The sequence below is a fragment of the Vibrio sp. Isolate33 genome, assembly GCF_022397895.1.
Classification (GTDB): Bacteria; Pseudomonadota; Gammaproteobacteria; order Enterobacterales; family Vibrionaceae; genus Vibrio; species Vibrio pomeroyi.
In genome coordinates, this window is sequence record NZ_JAKEUP010000005.1 from 188,425 (window position 1) to 214,060 (window position 25,636).

Consider the following 25,636-nt stretch of genomic DNA (forward strand, 5'->3'; position numbering starts at 1 on the left):
TCGAGCAATAACAACGAGCGCTTGATGAAGGGAGTATTGATGGGTTCTGTAAGAAAAGTATTAACGGCTGCGTTGAGCAGTTGCTTGTTACTATGGGCTAGTGGTGTGGCAGCAAATATTGCCAAGGTATCGGTGTCACAAGTTGTAGATCATCCAGATCTAAATGCAACACGCTTAGGGCTTCTTGAAGGTTTAAGAGCTAAAGGCTATGAACCCGGTAAGAACTTAGAGTTTTCTTATGAAATGGCGGATGGGAATCCAGCGCAAGCTGCCAAAATTGCCAGAGAGCTCGTCAGTGAAAATCCCCATGTATTGGTAGGTATCGCAACACCGACCTCACAAGCCTTAGTCTCAGCGACTCGCTCGATTCCTATCGTGTTTACTGCGGTTACGGATCCTATCGGCGCTAGGCTCGTCAAACAACTGGAAAAGCCTGGGCGTAATGTCACGGGGCTTTCTGACTTATCTCCGATCACTCAGCATGTGTCATTAATCAAAGAACTGCTTCCTGAAGCTAACTCAATCGGTGTTGTGTACAACCCTGCAGAAGCAAATGCAGTTGCCTTGGTTGGACTGTTAAAGAAAGCGACACGAGACTTTGGTTTTACCCTTTATACAGAAAGAGCACTCACCATTGATGATGTGGAATCAAAAGCAGAATCAGTGGCAAAGAAATCGGATGTTATCTACGCCTTAACGGACAATACTGTTGCAAGCGGCATGGAAGGTCTTATCAACGCGGCTAACCAAGCTGATACGCCCGTCGTCGCAGGCGCTACATCTTATGTAGGAAAAGGCGCTATTGCAGGTTTGGGTTTAGATTATTATGACGTTGGGGTACAAACTGCGGATTATGTAGCGGCTATTCTCAATGGACAAAAGCCTGGAAAATTGAGCGTTAAAACCGCACAAAGCTCACAGCTGGTGGTGAATCTAGAAGCTGCTCGTGAGTTAGGTGTGACACTGCCTCAATCAGTGATCGACCGCGCGGTAGTCAGTCGTTAATAGGTCGACTTCAAACGCGATCTACGCTTGGTAACAGGCCTATTCATTTGATCATTTTGAGAGAAATCGTCTTACTGAAAACAAAGTGGGTCTACAAAGCGTGATCTACTTTGACTGACGATATTTTTCTGATTGTCGCCAACAAAAAATTTCATATCTTAAGCAAATTAAACATTGCTCGAGAACCACTATGAAGCCATTTATCTTTCATGCGCAAACCTCCGACTACTTCCACGAAAAAGACGGCATTCTGACCGTTAAATTAATGACTGACCGCAGTGATTGGAATAGGGTTCTCTTGAGGCATGAGCCGGATAATGAAGAGTATCTGCTTGATATGATCAAAGTCGGTACTGAAGGTCGGTTGACGGTGTGGCAAGTCTCTTTTCCTCTCAATGCTGACAAAGACATTACTCATTATGTATTCAAGTTAGTCGACTCGAAAGGACAGCACTGGCTTGATGCTAGAGGCGTACATAGTCGCGTTCCTAGCCGTGAGTTTCATTTCAAGTTTAATGCCCACCACCGCCCACCATCATGGGTCTCGGAGCAGGTCTTCTACCAAATCTTCCCAGAACGTTTTTGCAATGGTAACCCGAGTATCAGTGTTAAAGCCGGGGAATATCGCTTAAAAGAAAACACATTAGATGTCGTTGTTAAAGAGTGGGGCGATTCTGTTGAAGGGCACAATGGAACAGGAGCTGCTGAGTTTTTTGGTGGCGACTTAGCGGGCATTCACAACAAGCTAGACTACTTACAAGATCTAGGTATTACCGCCTTGTACCTAAACCCGATCTTCCAATCACCGAGCAATCACAAATACGACACGACCGATTACTACAAAGTCGACCCACACTTTGGCACGAATGAAGAGTTCGCGACGCTCTCTAGCGACATTCATGCACGTGATATGAAAATTGTCTTAGATGCCGTGTTCAACCATACGTCGGTCGAGCACCCTTGGTTTGATAAACTCAAAACCAACAGTTCAAATCTGAAATCAGAGAAAGGGGCTTATGGTCATTCTGATTCTCCTTATCATGACTACTACTTCTTCAAACCAAGTGATTCGACTCAGTACGTAGGATGGAAAGGTATCTCATCGCTTCCTGTTTTAAATTTCTCTAACGAAGCAGTTCGAGATCATATCTACCAATCCGAAGAGTCAGTGATCAAACATTGGCTGAAAGCGCCTTACCATATCGATGGTTGGCGTTTCGATGTGATCCATATGCTAGGGGAAGGCGAGGGCGCCTATAACAATGCACATTATGTAAAGGCATTCCGTGACTCAGCTAAGGATGAGAACTCAGAGGCTTATATCTTGGGAGAGCATTTCTTTGAGGCCAGCCAATGGTTACAGGGAGAGCAAGAAGACGGGTCAATGAACTACTACGGTTTTGCCCATCCGGTCCGCGCATTATTGGCGAAACAAGATATCGCGTATGAGCCCATCAATATTGATATGTACACTTTCTCTGATTGGTTAGCAGAAGCAAGAGCTAAGGTGCCATGGCTGAATCAGTTATCGCAACTGAATCAATTGGATAGCCACGATACAGCACGGCTCTTGACGCTTCTCAATGGCGATGAAGCGAAACAAAAATTAGCTCTGACTTTGTTATTCACTTACGTTGGGACACCGTGTTTGTATTATGGAACCGAGGTGGGCTTAGAAGGTGGTCAAGATCCGGATAATCGCAGATGTTTTCCGTGGGGAGCAGAGCAAACATCCCATTGGTTCTCATTCCATCAAGCGTTGATTAGCTTGAGAACAGAGCGAAGAAGCTTGCAAAGTGGTGATTACTTAGAGTTGTATTGTGACGCTGAAACCTTAGTGCTTGCACGTTGCCTTGGAGGGGAAAAGACCTTAGTTGTACTAAACTTATCTAACAAAGAAAAGTCGCTAGCTTTACCTGTATGGATGCTTGGACAGGAGCAAGGTGAAGTGGTCGCTTTGCTTGGTCAAATAGAACGTGTTTTGATCTGCAACGGTACCGCAAATATAGTTATTCCAGCGATGCAGTCGATGATTTTTGACGTTGGCAATAAACTGGACTAAATCACTCAAGGCTAGCCCTGCTTAGTCTGGGCTAGCTTTTAAAGCTTCGAGTGAATGGGAAAGATCGATTCATATCAATTTACACTCTTTTACCTCGTGGGAAATGACAATTAATGTAATAATATTAATGGGGTAAATGAAAATAGCTGAGCGCTAAGAGCAAATTATATGAAAGTAAATAGGCACTTTAGCCTTACCTTTATCTTCGGCTTTCCCGCGGTGATTGCGACGATGCTGCTTGGTCTAATCGGAAAGAACCATTTTGATTCGGTTAAAAAAGACATCGACAGCGAGTTCCATCGTATCGAAGAGGTGTTCAAAAGAACCACAAAAGTGGTGACGGCCCTAGACTACAGCTTCTCCAACTACTACAAATCCGGAAACCCTCTCTTTCTCGATCACAACAAACAAGTTGTGGATGGGCTTTGCCAAATCTGGCCTATTGATGTGTTACTCCTCGCGGATGGTAAAACTTCAGACATTCCTTCTGTCGATATCGACTATATGCTAGTCGGCCAAGAATCCCTGTGTTCCGAAACTAGTGACAGCTATAAGAGCGCCTCAGAGAAGATAGCTCTAGCTCCTATTCTTTCGTTTTTATCTCAGCTTGATGAATACCACGACGGCGTGCACTTTATTGATACGAGTGGCTATGTGATCTCTTCGCCGGAAGATTTTGCCAAAGGACTGAGTAAAGAGCTGCTCTCGACTATAAAAAGTCGTCCTTACTGGCAGAAAACCGCCAACAACCCTGACCAACTCACTCTTTCTGGCCCTGGTTATCGTTTTGATTCCCTTGACCGCATGATCAGTATGACCATCCCTGTATTCCATAAAGGCGTTCACCAAGGGATGCTGTCGGTGGATATTAATGCTGGCAGGTTGCTTGAGAACTCTAATGAGCATCTGGCAGGTCGGATAGATATTATCGATACCACTCGCTCTGCGCCGATTGATAGCGCGGCTTTCTATCATGAGATTAATCTAGAAGGTGTCGCATCCCACCATGCCATGTATTACGAATTGGATATCGCCATAGAGATCGAACACTTTTTCGTGTATGAGAAAGACAGCCTTATCGTTGCTATCATTGTCTATCTTTTCTCTGTAACGATCTTTTTCTACGTCAATTCGACTATTGAACGGGGTTACTTCAAAGAGCTCGCTGCGAAAGACCCAATGACGGGGCTGTTAAACCGACGTGGTTTAGAAGCGTTTTGGCGAAGCGTCGATCACGATCAGTTGTTTGCCTTAACGGTATTTGATATCGATGATTTCAAGTTAATCAATGATACTTATGGCCATGACAAAGGTGATGATGTGATTCGTTATATGTCGCGCCAGATCAGTAACAGTGTTCGCAGCAGTGATGTAGCCGCAAGGTTTGGTGGAGAAGAGTTTGTCGTTTACATGAAAGGTGATGATCGTGAAACTCTGATGAGAACACTAGAGCGCGTAAAGAATGCAATCAGTGTCAAATCAGTCGATATTGTTCCGAATGGATTCACGGTGTCTGGCGGTGTCTGCATTGTAGAAACAGAGCAAAGTAAGCTCAATTTTGAAGAGATATTTAAGTACGCCGATGAAAAGCTTTACGTGGCGAAGACGACGGGTAAAGACCGTCTCGAATTTTAACCACGTTAATCAATCGGCGTATTGTTAGAAGTAGGGAACAGCCAGCTTGTTCGAAGATTTAAACAGGTTGGCAGTACTGCTCTTGATAACGTTTAATCTGCTCGACGATTGGAGCCGCTTTTTTGTAGGTTCTGATCTCACGAAACAGCTCTTCAGCTTCCGGGTACTCTTTACGTAGATACACAAACCACTGTTTTACGCGGTTTGGATAATACAGACCTTTATCACCCTCAATTTCAAACTCAGAGTAACGTAGCAGCAGGGCAATCACTTGTTGCCAAGGCATTGGCTGGTGGTTGTGTTTAACGACGTTACCAAGGTTTGGAACATTGAATGCACCACGACAGACCATCAATGAATCGATGCCTGTAGTTTTTATACAATCTTGCCCATCTTGGTAATTCCAGATCTCACCATTTGCAATCAACGGCAGAGAGGTTTTCTGACGGATCTGATTGATGTAATCCCACTTGATTTCACTGGCTTTGTAACCACCGGTTTTGGTTCTTGCATGCACGGTTAGTTCGTCGGCTTTTGCTTGTTCAATGGCATCGACAATCTCAAAGCACTCGTCTGGGTGTTCCCAACCTAAGCGAATCTTCGCGGAAACAGGGATATGTGCAGGCACCGCTTCTCGAGTTGCTTTGACTACTTGGTAGATAAGCTCTGGCTCTTTCAGTAGAGACGCACCACCGTTACTTTTGTTTACCGCTTTTGCTGGGCAACCAAAGTTAAGGTCGATCCCTTTCGCACCAAGGCTTGCAGCTTGGATAGCGTTTTCTGCCATCCATTTTGGGTGCTGTCCAAGCAGTTGAACGTGAACAGGAACACCGGCCATGGTTTGAGAGCCTTGGTGGAGTTCTGGACACAAGCGATGGAATACATGCGGTGGCAGTAATTGATCCGTAACGCGAACAAATTCAGTGACACAGAGATCGTAATCATTGATCTCTGTGAGAATTTCACGCATTAGGTGGTCTAGAACGCCCTCCATAGGGCCAAGTATTACTCGCATGCTGATCTACCGAAACATCTCTGTCCTGAAATTAAGAGGCGTGATTGTACGGTGTGCTTACAGGATTGTCACTATGAGTGTGGAGTGCCTGTAGTAATCTCGATTTCGCCTGTGTCTGTGTTGTAGTTTAGCCTTGGCAGAGGTTCTCCTTGAGAATATCCGGTAGTGTAGTAATAGAAACAGGTAGATGAACCTTGATACCAAGAGACAATATCGGTATTTGATGGGAAAACATCATTTGTGTACGAGCGGATTGTCAGGTCAGTGTTCATTAGAGCAGTCCAGATTTTTTCGCACTGCTCACCGATTAGGATTGGGGGGTTAGATGGTTTATCAAGAACTGATATTGGAAAGCCAGTAAGTGATGGGTACACATCGCCTTCGCCGTAATCTACCACTTGATCAAAATTTGGCTCTCCATCAACAAGCCATTGAGAGTGGTACATATCAATGCTGTTTCTGAACGCAGCAAATGCGCCTTGTGCTAATGCTTCATGAGCGTCTCTCTGAACACCAAGAAATCGAGGTGCAGCGGTCACTGCCAATATTCCTAGAATAACGATCACAACGACAAGTTCGAGTAATGTAAAACCTTGGGATTTTGATTTCATGTTGACCACGCCTAAATGTAACTAAATGTTTATGGAAGCGTTTTACACCCAAGATTCTGATTATCAAAGCGAAATAAGTGAAATCTCGCCAATATCTGAATAGCAATGGTTTGCGTATCGTTATCGGTTAGAAAACAGAGGGAAGTGGTTGGCGACATCTTAGCGGGGATAACGTTATAATATCGAAAATGCCCAAATATCCAGAGCTTTCATGACATATCAATTATTAAGCCTACCAGAATCTATTTCAGACATTACGCCGCAGTTTATCGAAGGTGCAATCCTTGCGTCTAACTTAGCGACAAAGCCCCTCGATCCTGAAGAATGGATTGCTATCGTAGCTCCTGAAGCGGGCAAAGAGCTTGTAACATTAGTGACAGAACAGATTAACCGACAGCACAACCTAATTCAGCGAAGTGAATACTTACTGACTGATGTGTTTGCAGAAGGTGACTTCAATGAGCAGTTCGCAGATTTTGCGGAAGGTTTTATGATGGTTTGGCCGACAGTGGAAGAGCAATGGCAAAGCATTACGGTAGCGGACGGCACTCTGCGCATGCTGCAAGCTCTGCTGACGACATTAATGCTAGCGATTGATGAAGAGCAAACTCAACAACAAATGGTTGCGGCTGGGCTTCAAAACCCACCATCGCTTGCCGATTTAGTGGGTCAGGTCGATCTGATGATCTCAGAAGTGGCAATGGCGGCTGATGAGGCGATGCTAGGTAATAAATCGCAGAGCGTGAATCCATTTAAAGATATCGGCCGCAACGATGCTTGCCCATGTGAAAGTGGTAAAAAGTTCAAACAATGCTGTGGTAAAAACAGCTAATCGCAGTTTGTTGATGAACATTACTTGGGTCAGTAACAGACTCTCTTTATATGTTCAAAAGCTTAAGTCATAAAAAGTCGACCTCGTGGTCGACTTTTTTGTTGCCCAAGTTTCAACGGCTTACTGCTAGTCGTTTTTCGACTTCACAAATTGAGAAATAACCACAATACCGAAAGCAATCAAGTTACCTGCGAAGATAATCACAAGCCATTGCGGCATAGAAAGATCGAAGAACTGCCACACAACCTTGCTGCAATCACCGTACGCTTCAAACATCCACGGAGCCCATTGGTTTAAAGGCGCCCAGCTAGGGAAGGTTACGAATAAGTCGCAGGTTGCGAAAGGAGACGGATTGAACTGGTAATCGACGTGCTCTAAAGCAAGCATCAAACCTTTGTATGCGCCAAATCCCCAACCAGCAAGGCCTAACCAGCGTGATATTGGGTTATTCGGGGCAATAGCACCAATCATGGCAGCAACACCGATAGCGAGCATAGCAACGCGCTCATAGATACACATCACGCAAGGACCAAGCATCATCACGTGTTGGAAGAAGAGAGCGCACGCTTCAAAAAAGACAATAAAAGCCAGCAGTAAAAGCCAAGATAAACGTCCCTTAGAGAAGTCTTTGATCATTGCTAAAAAGTTCACGAATTGAATCCTGTCTATAAAATAAAAAAGCCCTGATTACTCAGAGCTTTTTATCTTGGATAAGTTTCCTAATCAACTAATATTTTTGATTAGCTAGGGCGTGTTAACCTTTCGCGGTTAAATTTTGTTCGAGAGAAAAGCGTTTTAATCGCGGCGAGGGGAAAGTAGCCTAGTTATTCTAAGTAAATTCCTCTCAACAAAGAGTAAAACGCTTTTAACCGAACCCTTCGGGCAGCGTTTGCTGGTCATTTCTACTACGTTATCGGCTTCTCATGTAGGCTAGCTACACATCAAAGCCTCTGTCTTGTATAAATACCCAGCAACTCGCTGCAAAAATCAGCTCGAAAGGTCAACACGCCCTAAATACACTTATTGTGCTTTACAACACAAAGTCAGATTAGTGACCGCCAGAGATAACGGGAGCAACAGCTTCACCAGTGCGTTGAATGATCCAACCTGCATCATAGAACCATGCTGTCATCGGTTCTACGAAGAACACGATACCTGCAAGGCCAACCAGTGCTAACACGATGGTGTATGGCAGAGCCATGATAACCATGCGGCCGTAAGACAGTCGAATTAACGGAGCAAGTGCTGATGTTAATAGGAATAGGAATGCAGCCTGGCCGTTTGGTGTAGCAACAGAAGGTAGGTTAGTACCTGTGTTGATAGCAACAGCAAGTAGGTCGAATTGGTCACGAGTGATGATGCCTTCTACTAATGCAGTTTTCACTTCGTTGATGTAAACCGTACCTACGAATACGTTATCTGAAACCATCGATAGAATACCGTTGGCTACATAGAAGAGGGCGAGTTGTGCGCCTTTATCTTCAACGTGAAGTACAGCATCGATTACTGGCTTAAATAGAGCTTGATCGATGATTACAGCAACAACAGCGAAGAAAACAGCAAGAAGTGCAGTAAATGGTAGCGCTTCTTCAAAGGCTTTACCCATAGAGTGCTCTTCAATAACACCCGTAAATGCTGTTGCTAAGATGATTACAGAAAGACCAATCAAACCTACTTCAGCAACGTGAAGTGCAAGGCCAACAATAAGCCAAACTGCGATTGCACTTTGAACCCATAGTTTTGCTACGTCTTGCTTGGTGCGGTTTGCACGTTCTTTGTTGTCAAACTCAACCAAGATTTGGCGAACATTCGTTGGTAGTTCAGAACCGTAACCAAATACTTTGAATTTTTCTACTAGTGCACAAGTCACAATACCGCAGAAGAATACAGGCAGTGTTACTGGCAGCATACGGATGATAAATTCACCGAATTCCCAGCCCGCTTGTTTAGCAATTACCAAGTTTTGTGGTTCGCCTACCATGGTCATTACACCACCTAAAGCTGTACCAACACCAGCGTGCATAAGCAGTGAACGTAGGAAAGCACGGTAGTTCTCTAAGTCATCACGAGTTAGCTCAGAGATCTCTTCATCATGCGTATGGTCGTGTGCAGACGTTGTGCCTTTACCCGATGCAACCTTGTGATAAATAGAGTAGAAGCCGACCGCAACGCTAATAACTACGGCGATTACTGTTAGTGCATCTAGGAATGCTGATAAGAAAGCGGCAGCAACACAGAAGGCAACAGAGAGTAAAATTTTAGATTGGATGCCAAGCAAGATCTTCGTGAAAATGAACAAAAGCAGTTCTTTCATGAAGTAAATGCCAGCAACCATGAATACGAGCAAGAGTAATACAGGAAGGTTTGCTTGCAGCTCGTGATAAACCATTTCTGGTTTGGTCATGCCAATGGCGACTGCTTGAATAGCTAATAGACCACCCGGTTGAAGAGGGTAGCATTTGAGAGCCATAGCTAGAGTGAAAATAAACTCAACCACCAATAGCCAGCCCGCAACAAATGGGTCAACTAGGAAGAAAACAAACGGGTTGATGATTAAAAAGGAAATGATGGCAAGTTTATACCAATCAGGAGCTTTACCAAGGAAGTTCTTGATAAAAGCGTTTCCGAGAGACATCGGCATGTTAATACTCTTTTATGTTGATTATGAATAGACAAGCAATACAACATTTTGAGAATCGAGCTATAGAAATTGTTAAAAACTATAACTAACAGTGACTTAGAAAAACTACATTCCATGTAATGTTCTGTGGTCTTGCCAAGTCACTCCCTTAGAAACTCAAGCACTGCTTATTTTTGAGCGCAACTCTACTCTTAGATAACATTTAGTCAACAGGAAAAGCCCTGTAGCACTAAAAATACCTCTTTTTTGTTGAGAAACGCGATCAAAGTAGCGGAAGCATACCACTTAAAATGTGATAAAAACCGACTAGAATCAATATTTCAGCGAAATGATTGAAATTTACAGAATAAAGACGGTTTATATATGATTATTACAACTTAATATTGCAATTTAATGGCTTTAAAATTATGACCAATCTCATTGATTTTAAAGAAAATTTATTGTGTTAATGATTTGTTGAAATAGTGATTTATAGTCGCTTGCTTTCTAAACCTAAGGTGCAAACGTGTGCTGAACTTTAGAGTTTTAACTCTATTGGTGTTTTGAGTGAGTAAAATTTTTGAGGGTGTTTCCGCTAGGTGTTAACTAGTGGTATGATGAGTAAATTAGAACAGAATAATTAAATTGGATTGAAGTGTAGATGGTCATTAAGGCGAAGAGCCCGGCAGGATTTGCAGAAAAGTATATCATTGAAAGTATTTGGAATGGCCGTTTCCCTCCAGGTTCTATCTTGCCAGCAGAGCGTGAGCTTTCTGAGCTAATTGGTGTTACACGTACTACGCTTCGTGAAGTACTTCAACGTCTTGCTCGTGATGGTTGGTTGACAATCCAACACGGCAAACCAACAAAAGTTAACCAGTTTATGGAGACATCAGGTCTTCATATCCTTGATACGCTAATGACGTTGGACGTTGATAACGCAAGCAAGATGGTAGAAGACTTACTTGCTGCTCGTACTAATATCAGCCCGATCTTTATGCGTTATGCATTCAAAGCAAACAAAGAAGCTTCAGAGCGTACTATTAGCAACGTGATTGAATCTTGTGAAGCGCTACTTGCGGCACCAACATGGGATGAGTTCTTAGAATCATCACCATACGCTGACAAGATCAAGCAAGCAGTCAAAGAAGATTCAGAGAAAGATGAAGCGAAACGTCAAACGATCTTAATCGCGAAGACTTTCAACTTCTATGATTACATGCTTTTCCAACGTTTAGCATTCCATTCAGGCAACCAAATTTACGGCCTGATCTTCAACGGTGTACGTAAACTGTATGACCGCATTGGTAGCTACTACTTCTCTAACCCAGAAGCTCGACGTTTAGCGATGGACTTCTATAAAGAGTTGTTTGTTATCTGTGAGAGCGGCCAACGTGAAAACTTGCCATTGGTGATCCGTAATTACGGTATCGCAAGTGCGCAGGTTTGGAACGAAATGAAAACAACGTTGCCAACGAACTTCACTGAAGACGACAGCTAATCTTTTGGGCTAACTAAATAGCGTTAAAGAAAGAACAAAAAAAGCGGCGAGATAATTCAATTATCTCGCCGCTTTTTATTTAGAATCTGGCCAATTTACCAGTAGGTTTTCATTTAACCTGCAAACTCTTCTGAGTCAGGGCGGTTAGTAAACTGAACGCCATTTAGGAAGTCGCAAAGCAGTTGGTCTTCACACACTTTGTAGTTTTTGTTCTCTGGCTTACGGAAGTAGGCACCAATCTCATATTTACTTAGACTTACGCCAACCACTTCTAACACGTCCAGCACATCTTCTGCTTTCATGTTTAACGCGATACGTAGCTTCATAAAAATCATGTTGTTTGTCAGTGCTACCTCAGGCTTAGGTTGAGCACCTTCTTTTTTGCCACGCTTCAGGTTAATGAAACCATTTAGGAATACCGCTAGCTCTTTATCCTTCATCTTAGAGCATGACTTGTCATTGTCGTCTTTCAGCCAGTTAATCACTTGGTCATGAGCAACCGTCACATCAGCTTGTTCGATAGCTTTGATGATTTGTGCATTTTTAAGGTTTAGTGCGTGCTGAATACGACGCAAGATTTCATTGTTAGTCACTGAGGTGTCCTAAAGAGGTTTAGAGAGTAAAGTGGATTCAAATGGCGCATTGCCATTCAGAAACCATTTCATACTTTACTTAGCATAGTTGACGGCGACTCTAACAGAGAACGCCTATTTTCGGTAGATATAAAAAATCCCCAATGCTTGTTAGCTCTTTCAAGCTAAAAGTGCATTAGGGATTTTGCTATGAGTGTTTTCTATCTGACAGAAGTCAGAATTACATTACACGCATACCAGGTTGAGCACCTTCGTGTGGCTCAAGGATCCATAGGTCGCTGCCGCCAGGGCCAGCTGCTAGGATCATACCTTCAGACATACCAAACTTCATCTTACGAGGTTTTAGGTTTGCTACCATAACAGTTAGCTTGCCTTCTAGCTCTTCAGGTTTGTATGCTGATTTGATGCCAGAGAATACTTGGCGCGTTTCACCACCGATGTCCAATTGGAATTTCAGTAGTTTGTTCGCTTTTGGTACTTCTTCACAAGAGATGATACGAGCAATACGCATATCAACTGCAGCAAAGGCATCAAACTCAATCTCATCTGCGATTGGCTCTTTGTCTAGCTCAGTTTGGCTTGCTTGCTCTTTCTCTGCGTCTGCTTTTTCTTTTGCTGCTGCTTCAGCGGCTGCATCTTCTTTAGAAGACTCGATCATCGCTTCCACTTTCTTAGGGTCAATACGGCTAAATAGCGCTTTGAACTTAGTGATTTCGTGATCAGTTAGCGGCGTTGCAACACCTTCCCACGTTAGCTCTTCGTTTAGGAAAGCTTCAGTACGAGCCGCAAGCTCAGGCATTACTGGTTTCAGGTAAGCCATTAGTACGCGGAATAGGTTGATACCTACAGAAGAAACTTCTTGAAGCTCTTTCTCTTTACCTTCTTCTTTTGCAAGAACCCAAGGTGCTTTCTCATCGATGTACTGGTTAGCTTTGTCTGCTAGTGCAGTAATTTCACGGATAGCGCGGCTGAACTCACGAGTTTCGTATAGCTCACCGATACGCTCAGCAGCAGCAACGAATTCGTTGTAAAGTTCTGGTTCTGCAAATTCAGCAGAAAGCTTGCCTTCAAAACGCTTAGTGATGAAGCCAGCGTTACGAGAAGCTAGGTTAACAATCTTGTTTACTACGTCAGCGTTTACGCGTTGAGTGAAGTCTTCAAGGTTAAGGTCTAAATCATCGATACGGCTGTTTAACTTAGCAGCGTAGTAGTAACGAAGACACTCAGGGTCTAGGTGATTTAGGTACGTGCTTGCTTTGATGAATGTGCCTTTTGACTTAGACATCTTAGCGCCGTTTACAGTTACGTAGCCGTGTACGAATACGTTGTTTGGCTTACGGAAACCCGCGCCGTCTAGCATTGCTGGCCAGAATAGGCTGTGGAAGTAAACGATGTCTTTACCGATGAAGTGGTAAAGTTCAGCTGTGCTGTCTTTCTTCCAGTATTCGTCGAAGTTTAGGTCGTCACGCTTGTCACATAGGTTCTTGAAAGAAGCCATGTAGCCAACAGGTGCATCTAGCCATACGTAGAAGAACTTGTCTTTTTCGCCTGGGATTTCGAAGCCGAAGTAAGGCGCGTCACGTGAGATGTCCCACTGTTGCAGGCCAGACTCGAACCATTCCTGCATTTTGTTTGCAGTTTCGTTCTGTAGAGAGCCAGAACGAGTCCACTCTTTAAGCATGCTTTCGAACTGAGGTAGGTCGAAGAAGAAGTGCTCAGAGTCTTTCATTACTGGAGTTGCGCCAGAAACCGCTGATTTAGGGTTAATCAGTTCAGTTGGGCTGTATGTCTCACCACAGTTATCACAGTTATCACCGTACTGGTCTTCTGACTTACACTTAGGGCAAGTACCTTTTACGAAGCGGTCTGGTAGGAACATCTCTTTCTCAGGGTCGAAAAGCTGAGAAATAGTACGGCTAGAAATGAAGCCGTTCTTTTTAAGTTCTAGATAGATGTGAGAAGCCAGTTCACGGTTCTCTTCGCTGTGTGTGCTGTGGTAGTTATCAAAGCTGATATCAAAGCCAGCGAAGTCTTTTTGGTGCTCTTCACTAACAGCAGCGATCATCTCTTCTGGTGTGATACCCATCTGTTGAGCTTTAAGCATAATTGGCGTGCCGTGAGCATCGTCAGCACAGATGAAGTTTACAGTGTTGCCACGTAGACGCTGGTATCGAACCCAGATATCAGCTTGGATATGCTCAAGCATATGACCAAGGTGAATAGAGCCGTTAGCGTACGGAAGCGCACAAGTTACCAAAAGTTGTCTTGGATCAGTTGCCATACTTAATAATTCGCTTTTTTGATAGGTATAAATTTGAGAGGTAATACTACTTTATAACGTGTGATACGCCAAGGTATCAGACAAAGGATTCCCTTAGTTTTTTAGGGGTTCAGTCTTCATCTCGTGGGTGATAGCATAAATAAAAAAAGGAGCCCCAATGCGTAACTTTACTTCGAAGCAAGATTTCTGTTCATGGTTGAATGAGTTTGAATCACCAATCCTCATCCCAGAGTGGGCGCTACACCAAAATATTGTCTCTGTTGATCCTCGTGGATCGTTTGTTATTACCTTGCCTTTCGCTGCCAACCAGCTTGCTGTTGATCTTGAAGATTGGATTAATACCCAGATTGAGCAAAAGCTTGTGAGTGCTTTCCAATTTGAAGTGAAGGTGAAGCCATCTGCGTTAGAAACGGCAGTAGCGACACCATTGAAGGGCGTGAAGAACATCATCGCCGTGACATCTGCAAAGGGTGGCGTGGGTAAATCGACCACTTCAGTCAACCTTGCTTTGGCTTTATCTAAGTCTGGTTCAAAAGTGGGTCTATTGGATGCCGATATCTATGGCCCTTCTGTGCCGATGATGCTTGGCCAATTAGATGCGAAACCAGAAGTTCAGAACAATAAGTGGATGATGCCAATCGAAGCGCACGGCATTTTCACTCATTCTATCGGTTACCTTGTGTCGAAAGATGATGCTGCGATTTGGCGTGGCCCAATGGCGGCCAAGGCTTTAGGTCAACTTGTTAACGAAACTGTTTGGCCAGAATTGGATTACCTAGTTATCGACATGCCACCGGGCACGGGCGATATTCAGTTAACTCTATCTCAGCAAATCCCAGTAACAGGCGCAGTTGTTGTTACTACTCCTCAAGATTTAGCATTAGCGGACGCACGTAAAGGTGTCGCGATGTTTGATAAGGTGAGCGTGCCAGTTGCGGGCTTAGTTGAAAACATGAGCTACCATATTTGTAGTCACTGTGGTGAGAAAGAGCATATCTTTGGTGCGGGTGGTGCAGAAGCGATGTCAGAAGAGTTTTACCTCGATATCCTAGCGCAAATTCCACTGCACATTGATGTTCGTGAAGACATCGATGCTGGTTGCCCGACAGTCGTTCGTCGACCAGATAGCGAACATACTCGTCACTATTTAGAGCTGGCAGAGAATGTAGCTGCGAAAATGTTCTGGACAGGAAAAGCAAGGCCGGAAGCGATTAACTTCTCTATGATTGAATAGCGAATATATAGTTGAATAGCGCAAGTTAATCACAAAGTCGTTTAAATATTGTTTGGATTAGATAAACAGCGGTGGATTTAAGCCAATATCCATTAGGCTTGTGCAAATAGTTGTAGGCAAGTTATTTGAAAGCAAACGATTGTCTTAAGTAAATGTATTGAGATCATCAATTTGACTGCAATTAGCTAAAATGGCGACTAGAATCTATGTGCTTTAGCCCCTATAATCAGGCGGTTTATCTATTCCCACCACCAAACCATATCGGGTGCAAAATAATGTCTGATAATAATCAATGTGTCATCGTAGGTATCGCTGGCGCTTCAGCTTCAGGAAAAAGTCTGATTGCTAGTACGATTTATAATGAGCTGCGCGAAAAAGTAGGCGACCATCAAATTGGTGTTATCACGGAAGATTGCTATTACAGCGACCAAAGCCACTTGAGTATGGAAGAGCGAGTTAAAACTAACTACGATCACCCAAATGCACTAGATCATGACCTTTTATGTGAACATCTACAGCAGCTAATGAGTGGCAATGCCGTAGAAGTTCCTGAATACAGCTACACAGAGCACACACGTACTTCTGAAACGACTACACTTACTCCTAAGAAAGTGATCATTTTAGAAGGTATTCTGCTTCTTACAGACCCGCGTCTTCGTAAACTAATGCACGCAAGCGTGTTTATGGATACACCGTTAGACATCTGTCTACTACGTCGTGTTAAGCGTGATGTGGAAGAGCGTGGTCGTACAATGGACACGGTACTTAAGCAATACCAAGAAACTGTACGTCCAATGTTCATGCAGTTTATCGAGCCTTCAAAACAACATGCAGACATCATCGTTCCTCGTGGTGGTAAAAACCGTATTGCGATTGATGTGCTAAAAGCGCACATTGCGAAGTTGTTGAAGTCTTAATCGAATAAAAATTTGCCTAAGTGACTCACTTAGCTTTATTTTTTACCGAATCAGTGGCACTTTTATAGTGCCACTTTCTTTTGGAATCTAAGCAAGGAATATGCGGATGAAGAAACTACTCATTTTCATAGCTGTACCAGTGTTTGTTGTTATTGCAGCAATTCTGGCACTAGTGCTGTTAGTGAATCCCAACCAATTTAAGCCATTAATTGTCGAACAAGCCCAGAAACACACTGGCCTAGAGCTAGTGATCGAGGGCGATATCAGCTGGCAATTCTTCCCATCTATTGGCTTTGAACTTGGTCAAACTGAATTACGTAACCCAGAAGGGTTCACCCAACCGAACCTATTCAAGGTTGATACCGTTGGTGTTGATGTTTCGGTTACTCCGCTATTTAGCAACCAACTAGAGATCGGCAACATCACTCTAGACGGTGCAGAATTCTATTTAGAAACGCTTAAAGATGGTCGCAAGAACATCGATACGTTAACACAGGCGTCAGCGCCTCAAGAATCTGAACCAGCTGCAGATACTAATACTGCATCAGCTCCAGCACCTGAAGAACAAAGCGCAACGGAAGCATCTGGTTGGACGATTAACCTTGCGGGTGTCACGGTATCAAACGCACTTTTTGAAATGGACGACAAGCAAGCGGGTTCATTCACTAAGTTGTACGATGTGTCTTTGAACTTATCTGAATTTGCTGTGGATACATGGACAACGGCAACCTTCGCTGCTTCTGGTGAAAACAATCAACAGAAATTCTCTGCAAACGGCAGTGCTGAATTTAAACTAGCGGAAGGTTTCGCAAGTTACGCATTACGCAATATTGACCTCAATGCGAAATTCAATGATCCAGCAACGTCGATTGACTCAGCGAAGATTGGCTTGGATACGTTTGAGTTCGATAAGGTAAACCAACTGACTTACGCTGTGGTAGGTAAAGCCGCGGGTCTTGACCTAGACCTGAAAGGTGGTGGTGAGCTAACCGTTGATAGCGCAATTTCAAAAGTGACATTGAATAAGCTAACACTAGATTCAACATTCAAAGGTGATACGCTTCCGCAATCACCAATGAAAGTCGATATGTTGTCTGACTTGAGCTTTGACCTAACTAAGAGCCACCTGAGCTTCGTGTTAGAGAAGCTACAAGCAAACTCGATCGCGCTAGATGGTAAAGCAGACGTAACCCTATCTGAAATTCCAAAGGTTCGTTTCTCTCTTCATAGCCCGGACATCGACCTTGATGAGTTCTTAGGCTTAGGTAACACAACAGAAACGGCAAGCACGGCTCCTTCTGAGTCTGCTGGTGGTTCAACGTCAAACTCAGCTAGCTCTGCACCTGCGAAAGAAGTAGAACCTGATCTGTCTGCATTGAAAACGTTAGACGTGAAAGGTGATATCACGATTGATAAGTTCAAGGCGAGCAATGCGAAAATGCAGAATGTTAAAACAGCATTCTCTGTTAACCGTGGCATTGCAGAACTTACTTCATTCACATCGAACCTTTACCAAGGCTCTATTTCTGCGACAGCTAAGTTAGATGCACGTAAAACACCAGCGACTTACACAGCTAAGAAGAAAATCAAAGGCGTGAAAGTTCAGCCGTTACTGGTTGATGTTGCAGATAACGATATGCTGGAAGGTACCGGTAATATCGATGTTAACGTGAAAGGTAAGAGCCTGACTCCGACGGGTATTAAGAAGAACCTAGTCGGTACTATCGCGATTAACTTTGAAGATGGTGCGGTTAACGGTATCAACGTTGCACAATTGATTCGTGAGAATTACGCGAAGATCAAAGGCGAGAAAGTTGAAAGCACAAATGAAACTCAAAAAACGGACTTTAGTGCAATGAAAGCGACGCTGAAGGTCGACAAAGGTTGGGTTTCAACCAACGACTTATCGGCACAGTCGCCACTACTGCGCGTTACGGGTCAAGGTAAAGCGAACTTCATTAATGAAACCGTAGACTTCCTTGTTCGTACATCGATTGTAGGTTCACTTGAAGGCCAGGGCGGTAAGAGCATTGATGACCTGAAAGACGTGACGATCCCAATCAAGATCACTGGTCAGTGGGCTGAGCCAAAATTCGCACTTGTCTTTGATGATGTGTTGAAACAGAAAGCACAGAAAGAGATTGATCGTGGTTTAGAAAAGCTGGACGAAAAGTACGGCGACAAGATCAAAGATGAGAAAACAAGAGACGCAGTAAACGGTCTACTAAAAGGTTTATTTAACTAATCTTCATCTCATTTGAAAATGAATAAAGCGCCATTCCTGTTGTAGGAATGGCGCTTTTTATTTTGGCTCGATAATACTCAAGAGAGATTCCCTATGACACTCGTCCCTCGCTCTAGGGAATGACGATAGGTATTCGCCCTTTGTTAAGAACGTGACAGTCTAGTGCTCGTCACCCTCGCGAGGTAAGCTTAGGCGCATTAGTGCTTACTTTTAGAGTCTCGCAATCAAAGAGATTCCCTATGACACTCGTTCCTCGCTCTAGGAAATGACGACAGGTATTCGCCCTTTGTTCAAGAGCGTAACGGCCTAGTGGTCGTCACCCTCGAGAGGGAAGAATGACCGAGTCGGGGATCTCTGGTTGAAGGTGATTACCAGTCAACGCCTTGTAGCGCCTTAACACCAGATTCAAATGCGTGCTTCACGTTACGTACTTCTGATACGGTGTCTGCTATTTCAGTCAGTGTGCGGTGTGCCCCACGGCCTGTAATGATCACTGATTGCATCTTCGGACGGTTGTTAAGCGCTTCAACGACTTCATCTAGCTCAATGTAGCCGTAGCTCACCATGTATGTCAGCTCATCAAACAGAATCACATCAATCGACTCGTCAGCCAGCATGCGTTTACACTCTTTCCATACGCGTTGTGCCGCTTCAATATCTTGCGCTTTGTTCTGCGTTTCCCACGTAAAACCAGTACCCATTACTTGGAACTCGACATCTAGCTTTTGCAGGACATTTTTCTCGCCGTTATCCCAAGTGCCTTTAACAAACTGAGCAACCGCACATTTCTTACCGTGGCCTACTGCACGAGTTATGGTGCCAAATCCAGAGGTCGATTTGCCTTTGCCATTACCAGTGATGACCAGTAGCAGGCCTTTTACTTCTTGTGCTGCAGCGACACGAGCATCGACTTGTTCTTTGACTTTCTGTTGTCTTGCTTTATGACGTTGTTCTTTGTTGTCTTCAGTCGACATAACAAATCCTTTTAAGTTGTGATTGCGCCTATCATAGCCTAACTTAACGATAGCAAAAACCATCGGAAGAACAGGTGATTACGGATGAAAAAGATACTCGTGGTTTGCATGGGGAATATTTGTCGCTCGCCAACAGGTGAGGCGGTACTCAGAAAGAAAGCGCAACAGCTGGATATTGATGTTGTGGTCGACTCTGCAGGGACGATTGGCTTCCATCAAGGAAACCCACCGGATTCGCGCTCAAAGGCGGCAGGCGAGAAGCGAGGCTACAGTTTCAAGGGAATTACTTCTCGTAAAGTGAGCGCGAATGACTTCGAAGAGTTTGACCTGATACTCGCGGCAGATAAGGCGAATTTAGAAGACTTAATGAGTCTGTGCCCTGCGCACCTCCAATACAAGCTTGCGTTATTTTTGAGTTTTGGAGAATCGGACTATCAAGAGGTTCCGGATCCATATTATGGAGAGGGCGATGGTTTTGAGCTGGTTTTGGACTTAATCGAAGAGTCGAGCGAAGCGATATTGAGGTCTATTTAACATCGAAGCTATGTTTAGTGTTTGGTGTTCAGTGCTTTGCTGGCGAGTTATTAAAGACGACGTATAAAAAAGGCCGACATTCAATGTCGGCCTTTTAAAATCTAGCTTACGTTTTGACTAAGATTACTTAGACATTACTTTGTAGATTGGGTCTTCTGCAACGTTCGCTTCCACTAAGCTACCAGCTTTGTGCAGCATAGCAACACAGTCTTGGCTTAGGTGGCGAAGGTGAAGCGTTTTACCTAGTGCTGCGTAACGCTCTGCAATGGTATCAATCGCTTCAATAGCTGAGTGGTCGGTAACGCGTGAGTTTGCGAAATCAACGATAACATCTTGTGGATCGTTGTATGCGTCAAACAACTCTAGGAAGTTAGCCGTTGAACCAAAGAAGATTGGGCCGTTAACCTTGTACTCTTTAGAGCCTTTGTCATTTACCGACGTGTCTGCGTAGATATGCTTGGCATGTTGCCATGCAAACATCAGTGCAGATGCAATTACACCCACAAATACAGCAACCGCTAGGTCAGTCATTACAGTTACAACCGTAACAAGAACGATAACGAAGAAGTCTTGCTTAGGTACGCGACGTGCAAGCTTGAAGGTTGCCCATTCGAATGTACCAATTACAACCATGAACATTACACCCACTAGCGCTGCTAGAGGAATCATCTCGATAAGTGCAGAGCCGAATAGGATGAACATCAGTAGTGCAACGGCAGCAACGATACCAGAAAGACGACCACGACCACCTGAGTTTACGTTGATCATCGATTGACCGATCATCGCACAACCACCCATCGCGCCAAATACTGAACACGTCACGTTCGCCATACCTTGACCAACACATTCACGGTTAGATTGACCACGAGTGTTTGTCATTTCGTCTAGTACAGTTAGCGTCAGTAATGATTCGATTAGACCAATCGCTGCAAGAATCACTGCGTAAGGCAGGATGATGTATAGCGTTTCTAGGCTAAATGGTACGGCTGGAATAGAGAATGTTGGTAGAGAGCCCGCTAGTGTTGCTGCTTCGTCACCAGACATAGTGCGCAAGAAATCAACAACAGTACGAGTTTCTAGATCAAGGCCAACAACCAAAGCCGTTACCGTAACAATGGCAACCAATGACGATGGTACCGCTGTTGTTAGCTTAGGTAGGAAGTGGATGATAGCCATAGTCAGTGCTACAAGGCCTAACATCAGTGTCATTTGACCACTTGGTAACCAAGTTAGTGCACCTGTTACGTCTGGTGCCTTAAATTGACCAAGCTGCGCTAAGAAGATAACGATCGCTAAACCGTTCACGAAACCAATCATTACTGGATGCGGAACGATACGGATGAATTTACCTAGCTTAAATACACCCGCTGCAATTTGCAGAAGGCCGGCTAGCATAACTGCCGCAAATAGGTATTGAACGCCATGGGTTGCTACTAGGCTCACCATTACAACAGCCATTGCGCCAGTTGCACCAGAAATCATACCTGGACGACCGCCGAAGACAGAAGTAATTAAACCTACGATGAATGCTGCGTAAAGACCAACCATTGGGTCAACGCCTGCAACAAAGGCGAATGCTACGGCTTCAGGTACCAGAGCTAGGGCTACTGTTAGACCTGAAAGCACATCATTCTTTACAGAGTGCTTTGAAAATTGTGGGAATTCGAACATGTTTGCTCAGCTATGCTTTAGATGGATTTACCCGACACGAGTGTATTGCGTAGCCAAACGGTGATTGAAAAGAGCGGCAATAGCGAAGTGTCGAAAAGATAAGTGCGCGAATGCTACCCAAAAATGTGATTAAGTTCAAGGTTGAACCTAACTTTGAGTAATATATCTATTAATTTTTATTCGATTAGCAGATATGAAAAAGGCTGCTTTAATAAGCAGCCTTTGATTCGATTTTCTAGTGATTACTTAGAAGTAAACGCTAGTAGTTTGGCTTAGTCATGCCTGCGCCAGCTTTGTTTGACGCTGCTTGACTGCCTGCACCTTTCGGTACAAAGCGCTCAGTACGGAATGGAGCAGCAACAACTTCAATCTCTTTGATCTCTTGAGGACCAGGAGCTTTAGTCATTGGCGAACCCGCTTGTTTCTTAGCAACTGCCGCTTTTGGTGCTGCTTCTGAAGCTGGTGCTTCTACCACAGGAGCTTGTTCAACTTTCACACTTTCAGCTTTAGGCGCTTCAACTGCTTTTGTTGGTTCAACGACTGCAGTTTCAACAACTGGTGCTTCAACAACCGCTTCCTCTGCTTTCACAGTCTCAACAGGTGCTTCAACTACTGCAGTTTCAACGACAGGAGCCTCAACTTTCACTTCAGCAACAACTGGAGCTTCTTCAACTACAGCAGGAGTCTCAGCTACTTGAGCTTCAACAACAGCTTCTTCGCGACGGATAATCACTTTACCCATAGCCAGTTCAGGACATGCAAAGCCGCCTGCCATTGCTACGTTGCTTTGTGGAGCCGTCTCTTGAGCTACGTTTTGCTCTTGTTCTTTAACAGAAACTTGAGCTTCAACTGCTACTTGAACTTCAGCCACTTCAGGTTTTGCCTGTTTGTGGTGAGGTTTCGGAATGAAGCGAGGCATCACTTTACCCATAGCCATCTCTGGAGAAGCTACACCACCTTTACGTAGGCGGAATGGGTTCGGGCGACGATCACGACCGCGACGACGACGTTGACCACTTGCACGTAGGTGACGTGGAGAACGACGGTTACGACGTTGCTTCGGCTCTTCCTGTTCAGTTTGCTCAGCATTTGCTTGAGTTGCTTCTACTTGTTCCGCAACTTTTTGCTCTTGAGCGACTGATTGTTCTTTTGAAACAGATAGTTCTTTTGCAACAGCTTGTTCTTTTGACGCGTTGTCTTCAGCTTGAGCTTGCTGGTCTTTAACACGAACTTGCTTGTTCAGTTTACGACGTTGACGACGCTCTTTGATCTTAGCCGCTTTCGCTTCAGGCTTAGCTTTAGGCGCTTCTGGCTTGTCAGCTTGAGCTTCTGCCGCTAGCTGTAGACCTTCTTCTGCTAGCTTAGAAGGAACTTGCTCTTCGCGTTGCTTCTGCTCATCACGTGGCTTGTTGCGACGATCTTGCTTAGGCTTGCGAGGTTGACGATTTTGCTGTGGAGCTGCTTCTTTCTGCTCTTCAGGTTTCTCGTCTCGAGCTGGCTTACGACGGCGCTTGTTGTCACGGTTTTCGTTACGATTGTCACCACGCTCACCACGTTGGTTGCGACGACGGTTATCGTTACGATCACGACGTTGACGGTTGCCGTTGTTGCGATTGTTCTTAGGTTTTTCTTCTTCTTTCTTCTCTTCTTCTTTCTTCTCTTCTTGAGTTGAAGAGCCGAATAAGAAGCTACCGATAGCTTTGAAGAAACGACCAATTAGACCTGGTTCTTGAGTCGCTGCTGGCTCAGCTTTCTTCTCTTCTACAGCTTTAGGTGCTGGAGCAGGAGTTGGAGCTGATTGAGCAGGGGCTGCGAAACCTTTCAGAGCTGGCTCTTCGATCTTCTTAGGACGAATAGTCTGTTCTGCTGGTTCTTTGCTTTCTGCTTCTTTAAGAGCGTCTAGCTTCTTAGGAAGTAGGTAAGACAGTAGATCGAACTCTTCACCTTCACGAACACGGATAACCTCAAAGTGTGGTGTTTCCATGTCTGAGTTAGGAACAACAGTGATCTTAACTTCTTGGTTCTTCTCGATGTGGTTTACTGAGCGACGTTTTTCGTTCAGAAGGTAAGAAGCGATTGGCACAGGCACAACAGCAAGTACTTGCGCTGTGTTGTCTTTTAGAGCTTCTTCTTCGATCAAACGTAGAACAGACAGTGCTAGAGACTCGTTATCACGAACAACACCAGTACCTGTACAACGAGGACAAATGTGGTGGCTTGCTTCCGCTAGTGATGGGCTCAAACGTTGACGAGACATCTCTAGAAGACCAAAGCGAGAAATACGACCAATCTGAACGCGTGCGCGGTCTAAACGAACGGCATCACGTAGACGGCTTTCTACTTCGCGTTGGTGGCGAACCGGAGTCATATCGATGAAGTCGATAACAACAAGACCACCTAGGTCACGTAGACGTAATTGACGTGCAATTTCATCCGCTGCTTCTAGGTTAGTGTTTAGCGCTGTTTCTTCGATATCGCCGCCCTTTGTTGCACGAGCAGAGTTGATATCGATAGAAGTTAGAGCTTCTGTTGGGTCGATTACGATAGAACCACCAGATGGAAGACGAACTTCACGTTGGAAAGCAGATTCGATCTGGCTTTCAATCTGGTAATGGCTGAATAGTGGTACTTCACCATCGTACTTCTTAACGCGATTCATGAAATCTGGGCGTATTAATTGAATGTGCGCTTGTGCACGTTCAAAAATAGTGTTGCTGTCGATTAGAATCTCGCCGATGTCACGACGTAGGTAGTCACGAATCGCGCGAACGATAACGTTACTTTCTTGGTGAATTAGGAAAGGAGCTGCATTCGAATCAGAAGCTTGCTTGATAGCGCCCCAGTGATTCAATAGAACATTCAGGTCCCACTCTAACTCTTCTGCACTTTTGCCAACACCTGCTGTACGCACGATCAAGCCCATACCTTGAGGAAGCTCAAGAGTGCTTAATGCTGCTTTCAGTTGAGTGCGCTCATCACCTTCGATACGACGAGAAATACCGCCAGCACGAGGGTTATTAGGCATAAGAACTAAGTAGCTACCCGCCAAAGAGATGAAAGTTGTCAGTGCAGCACCTTTGCTACCACGTTCTTCTTTCTCTACTTGTACGATTACTTCTTGGCCTTCTTTTAGCACTTCTTTAATGCTAGGACGGCCTTGGTATGTATAACCTTCAGGGAAGTATTCGCGGGCAATTTCTTTAAGAGGGAGGAAACCGTGACGTTCTGCGCCGTAATCAACAAATGCCGCTTCTAGGCTTGGCTCAATACGGGTAATACGTCCTTTGTAGATATTCGCTTTTTTTGACTCGTGACCTGGACTTTCGATATCTAGATCGAACAGTCGCTGGCCATCAACCAAAGCGACACGCAACTCTTCTTTTTGAGTTGCGTTAATTAACATTCTTTTCATTTAGAAATTCTCATTGTCTTTTCTTATTTTCATCATTGTTCTTATCGCTTTATTTCGTTTCTCATGGTGCCAGATCCCATGGCTTTATCGGTGCAGCCTCCCGGCTGGAGAGGGATGCTCTGGGGCACGTCAGTCATCATAGGGAGTTAGCCTATGATCCGCGATGTGGCGGTGAATACTCAACATGAGCGTACGTGAGTAGAGCGATAAGGAACTCAGTTGACCGTGTCTTACGCCGATTGCAGCACTGTCTAATCTGAGTTATCTACTCATTTACTTGCTTATGAATGGTTAGCTGTTTAAATAATAGTCAAACCACTGATAGCAGCTGTGAACTATAGCAGCGGTCGGTAAACACAGCAATCTGCTTTGTCGGAATGCTGTAAAAAAAACAGTTTTTGTTTGGGTTTTGATAGCTCTAACTCACTGTCTATAAATAATTTATCAATTGATATTTTAATTTGCAGGAATCTTGGTGCTTTTTTGTTCGAAGA

General features: G+C 44.3%; 18 protein-coding genes. 9 read left to right on the forward strand and 9 right to left on the reverse strand.

The window, feature by feature from the left end; all coding sequences use genetic code 11:
* The first annotated feature begins 39 nt into the window (after positions 1-39).
* The 3 genes from L1D37_RS10775 to L1D37_RS10785 all read left to right on the forward strand — a co-directional run bounded on the left by L1D37_RS10775 (position 40) and on the right by L1D37_RS10785 (position 4,702).
* Positions 40-1,005 (forward strand): ABC transporter substrate-binding protein, encoded by a 966-nt coding sequence (locus L1D37_RS10775; RefSeq protein WP_239830258.1) that lies wholly within the window; start codon positions 40-42, stop codon positions 1,003-1,005.
* Positions 1,006-1,195: 190 nt separating this feature from the next.
* Positions 1,196-3,067: a maltodextrin glucosidase gene (gene malZ / locus L1D37_RS10780; RefSeq protein ID WP_239847892.1), complete on the forward strand. Its 1,872-nt coding sequence runs from the start codon at positions 1,196-1,198 to the stop codon at positions 3,065-3,067.
* Positions 3,068-3,235: 168 nt separating this feature from the next.
* Positions 3,236-4,702, forward strand: coding sequence for a GGDEF domain-containing protein (locus L1D37_RS10785; protein WP_239847893.1), 1,467 nt, complete (start codon positions 3,236-3,238; stop codon positions 4,700-4,702).
* A 58-nt stretch (positions 4,703-4,760) separates the two neighbouring features.
* Here L1D37_RS10785 and dusC read toward each other — a convergent pair whose 3' ends face one another.
* Both dusC and L1D37_RS10795 read right to left on the reverse strand, forming a co-directional pair.
* Positions 4,761-5,717 carry a tRNA dihydrouridine(16) synthase DusC gene (gene dusC / locus L1D37_RS10790; RefSeq protein ID WP_076656953.1) on the reverse strand — a complete coding sequence of 319 codons (957 nt, stop codon included), beginning with the start codon at positions 5,715-5,717 and terminating at the stop codon, positions 4,761-4,763.
* Between the two features lie 71 nt (positions 5,718-5,788).
* Positions 5,789-6,328, reverse strand: a complete 540-nt coding sequence (locus L1D37_RS10795) for a type II secretion system protein (protein ID WP_239847894.1) — start codon at positions 6,326-6,328, stop codon at positions 5,789-5,791.
* A 211-nt stretch (positions 6,329-6,539) separates the two neighbouring features.
* Here L1D37_RS10795 and L1D37_RS10800 point away from each other — a divergent pair, with 211 nt between their 5' ends.
* Positions 6,540-7,160 carry a YecA family protein gene (locus L1D37_RS10800; protein WP_019823577.1) on the forward strand — a complete coding sequence of 207 codons (621 nt, stop codon included), beginning with the start codon at positions 6,540-6,542 and terminating at the stop codon, positions 7,158-7,160.
* Positions 7,161-7,286: 126 nt separating this feature from the next.
* Here the strand turns inward: L1D37_RS10800 and dsbB are convergent, their stop codons facing one another.
* Both dsbB and nhaB read right to left on the reverse strand, forming a co-directional pair.
* Entirely contained in the window at positions 7,287-7,796 is a 510-nt protein-coding gene (gene dsbB / locus L1D37_RS10805; protein WP_239847924.1) for a disulfide bond formation protein DsbB, read from the reverse strand.
* 412 nt (positions 7,797-8,208) lie between these two features.
* Entirely contained in the window at positions 8,209-9,801 is a 1,593-nt protein-coding gene (gene nhaB, locus L1D37_RS10810; protein ID WP_017632516.1) for a Na(+)/H(+) antiporter NhaB, read from the reverse strand.
* Positions 9,802-10,441: 640 nt separating this feature from the next.
* Between nhaB and fadR the strand changes: the two genes are divergently transcribed.
* Positions 10,442-11,281 (forward strand): fatty acid metabolism transcriptional regulator FadR, encoded by an 840-nt coding sequence (gene fadR, locus L1D37_RS10815; protein WP_019823572.1) that lies wholly within the window; start codon positions 10,442-10,444, stop codon positions 11,279-11,281.
* 113 nt (positions 11,282-11,394) lie between these two features.
* Here fadR and L1D37_RS10820 read toward each other — a convergent pair whose 3' ends face one another.
* Positions 11,395-11,874: a DUF1456 family protein gene (locus L1D37_RS10820; RefSeq protein ID WP_176680183.1), complete on the reverse strand. Its 480-nt coding sequence runs from the start codon at positions 11,872-11,874 to the stop codon at positions 11,395-11,397.
* Between the two features lie 220 nt (positions 11,875-12,094).
* On the reverse strand, positions 12,095-14,155 hold the full coding sequence (metG, locus tag L1D37_RS10825; protein ID WP_239847895.1) for a methionine--tRNA ligase: 2,061 nt from the start codon (positions 14,153-14,155) through the stop codon (positions 12,095-12,097).
* 157 nt (positions 14,156-14,312) lie between these two features.
* Here metG and apbC point away from each other — a divergent pair, with 157 nt between their 5' ends.
* From apbC to L1D37_RS10840, 3 genes are all read left to right on the forward strand, one after another.
* Positions 14,313-15,389, forward strand: coding sequence for an iron-sulfur cluster carrier protein ApbC (gene apbC, locus L1D37_RS10830; protein ID WP_239847896.1), 1,077 nt, complete (start codon positions 14,313-14,315; stop codon positions 15,387-15,389).
* A gap of 275 nt (positions 15,390-15,664) precedes the next feature.
* Complete coding sequence (gene udk, locus L1D37_RS10835; RefSeq protein ID WP_004734002.1) at positions 15,665-16,306, forward strand: uridine kinase; 642 nt, start codon at positions 15,665-15,667, stop codon at positions 16,304-16,306.
* Positions 16,307-16,412: 106 nt separating this feature from the next.
* Positions 16,413-18,551: an AsmA family protein gene (locus L1D37_RS10840; protein WP_239847897.1), complete on the forward strand. Its 2,139-nt coding sequence runs from the start codon at positions 16,413-16,415 to the stop codon at positions 18,549-18,551.
* A 368-nt stretch (positions 18,552-18,919) separates the two neighbouring features.
* Here the strand turns inward: L1D37_RS10840 and cobO are convergent, their stop codons facing one another.
* On the reverse strand, positions 18,920-19,525 hold the full coding sequence (gene cobO / locus L1D37_RS10845; protein ID WP_239847898.1) for a cob(I)yrinic acid a,c-diamide adenosyltransferase: 606 nt from the start codon (positions 19,523-19,525) through the stop codon (positions 18,920-18,922).
* Positions 19,526-19,609: 84 nt separating this feature from the next.
* On the opposite strand from cobO, the gene L1D37_RS10850 reads away from it, so the two are divergent.
* Positions 19,610-20,059, forward strand: a complete 450-nt coding sequence (locus L1D37_RS10850; RefSeq protein WP_239847899.1) for a low molecular weight protein-tyrosine-phosphatase — start codon at positions 19,610-19,612, stop codon at positions 20,057-20,059.
* A 123-nt stretch (positions 20,060-20,182) separates the two neighbouring features.
* Here L1D37_RS10850 and L1D37_RS10855 read toward each other — a convergent pair whose 3' ends face one another.
* On the reverse strand, positions 20,183-21,730 hold the full coding sequence (locus tag L1D37_RS10855; protein ID WP_176680177.1) for a SulP family inorganic anion transporter: 1,548 nt from the start codon (positions 21,728-21,730) through the stop codon (positions 20,183-20,185).
* 259 nt (positions 21,731-21,989) lie between these two features.
* Positions 21,990-25,142 carry a ribonuclease E gene (gene rne / locus L1D37_RS10860; RefSeq protein WP_239847900.1) on the reverse strand — a complete coding sequence of 1,051 codons (3,153 nt, stop codon included), beginning with the start codon at positions 25,140-25,142 and terminating at the stop codon, positions 21,990-21,992.
* Positions 25,143-25,636: the final 494 nt, after the last annotated feature.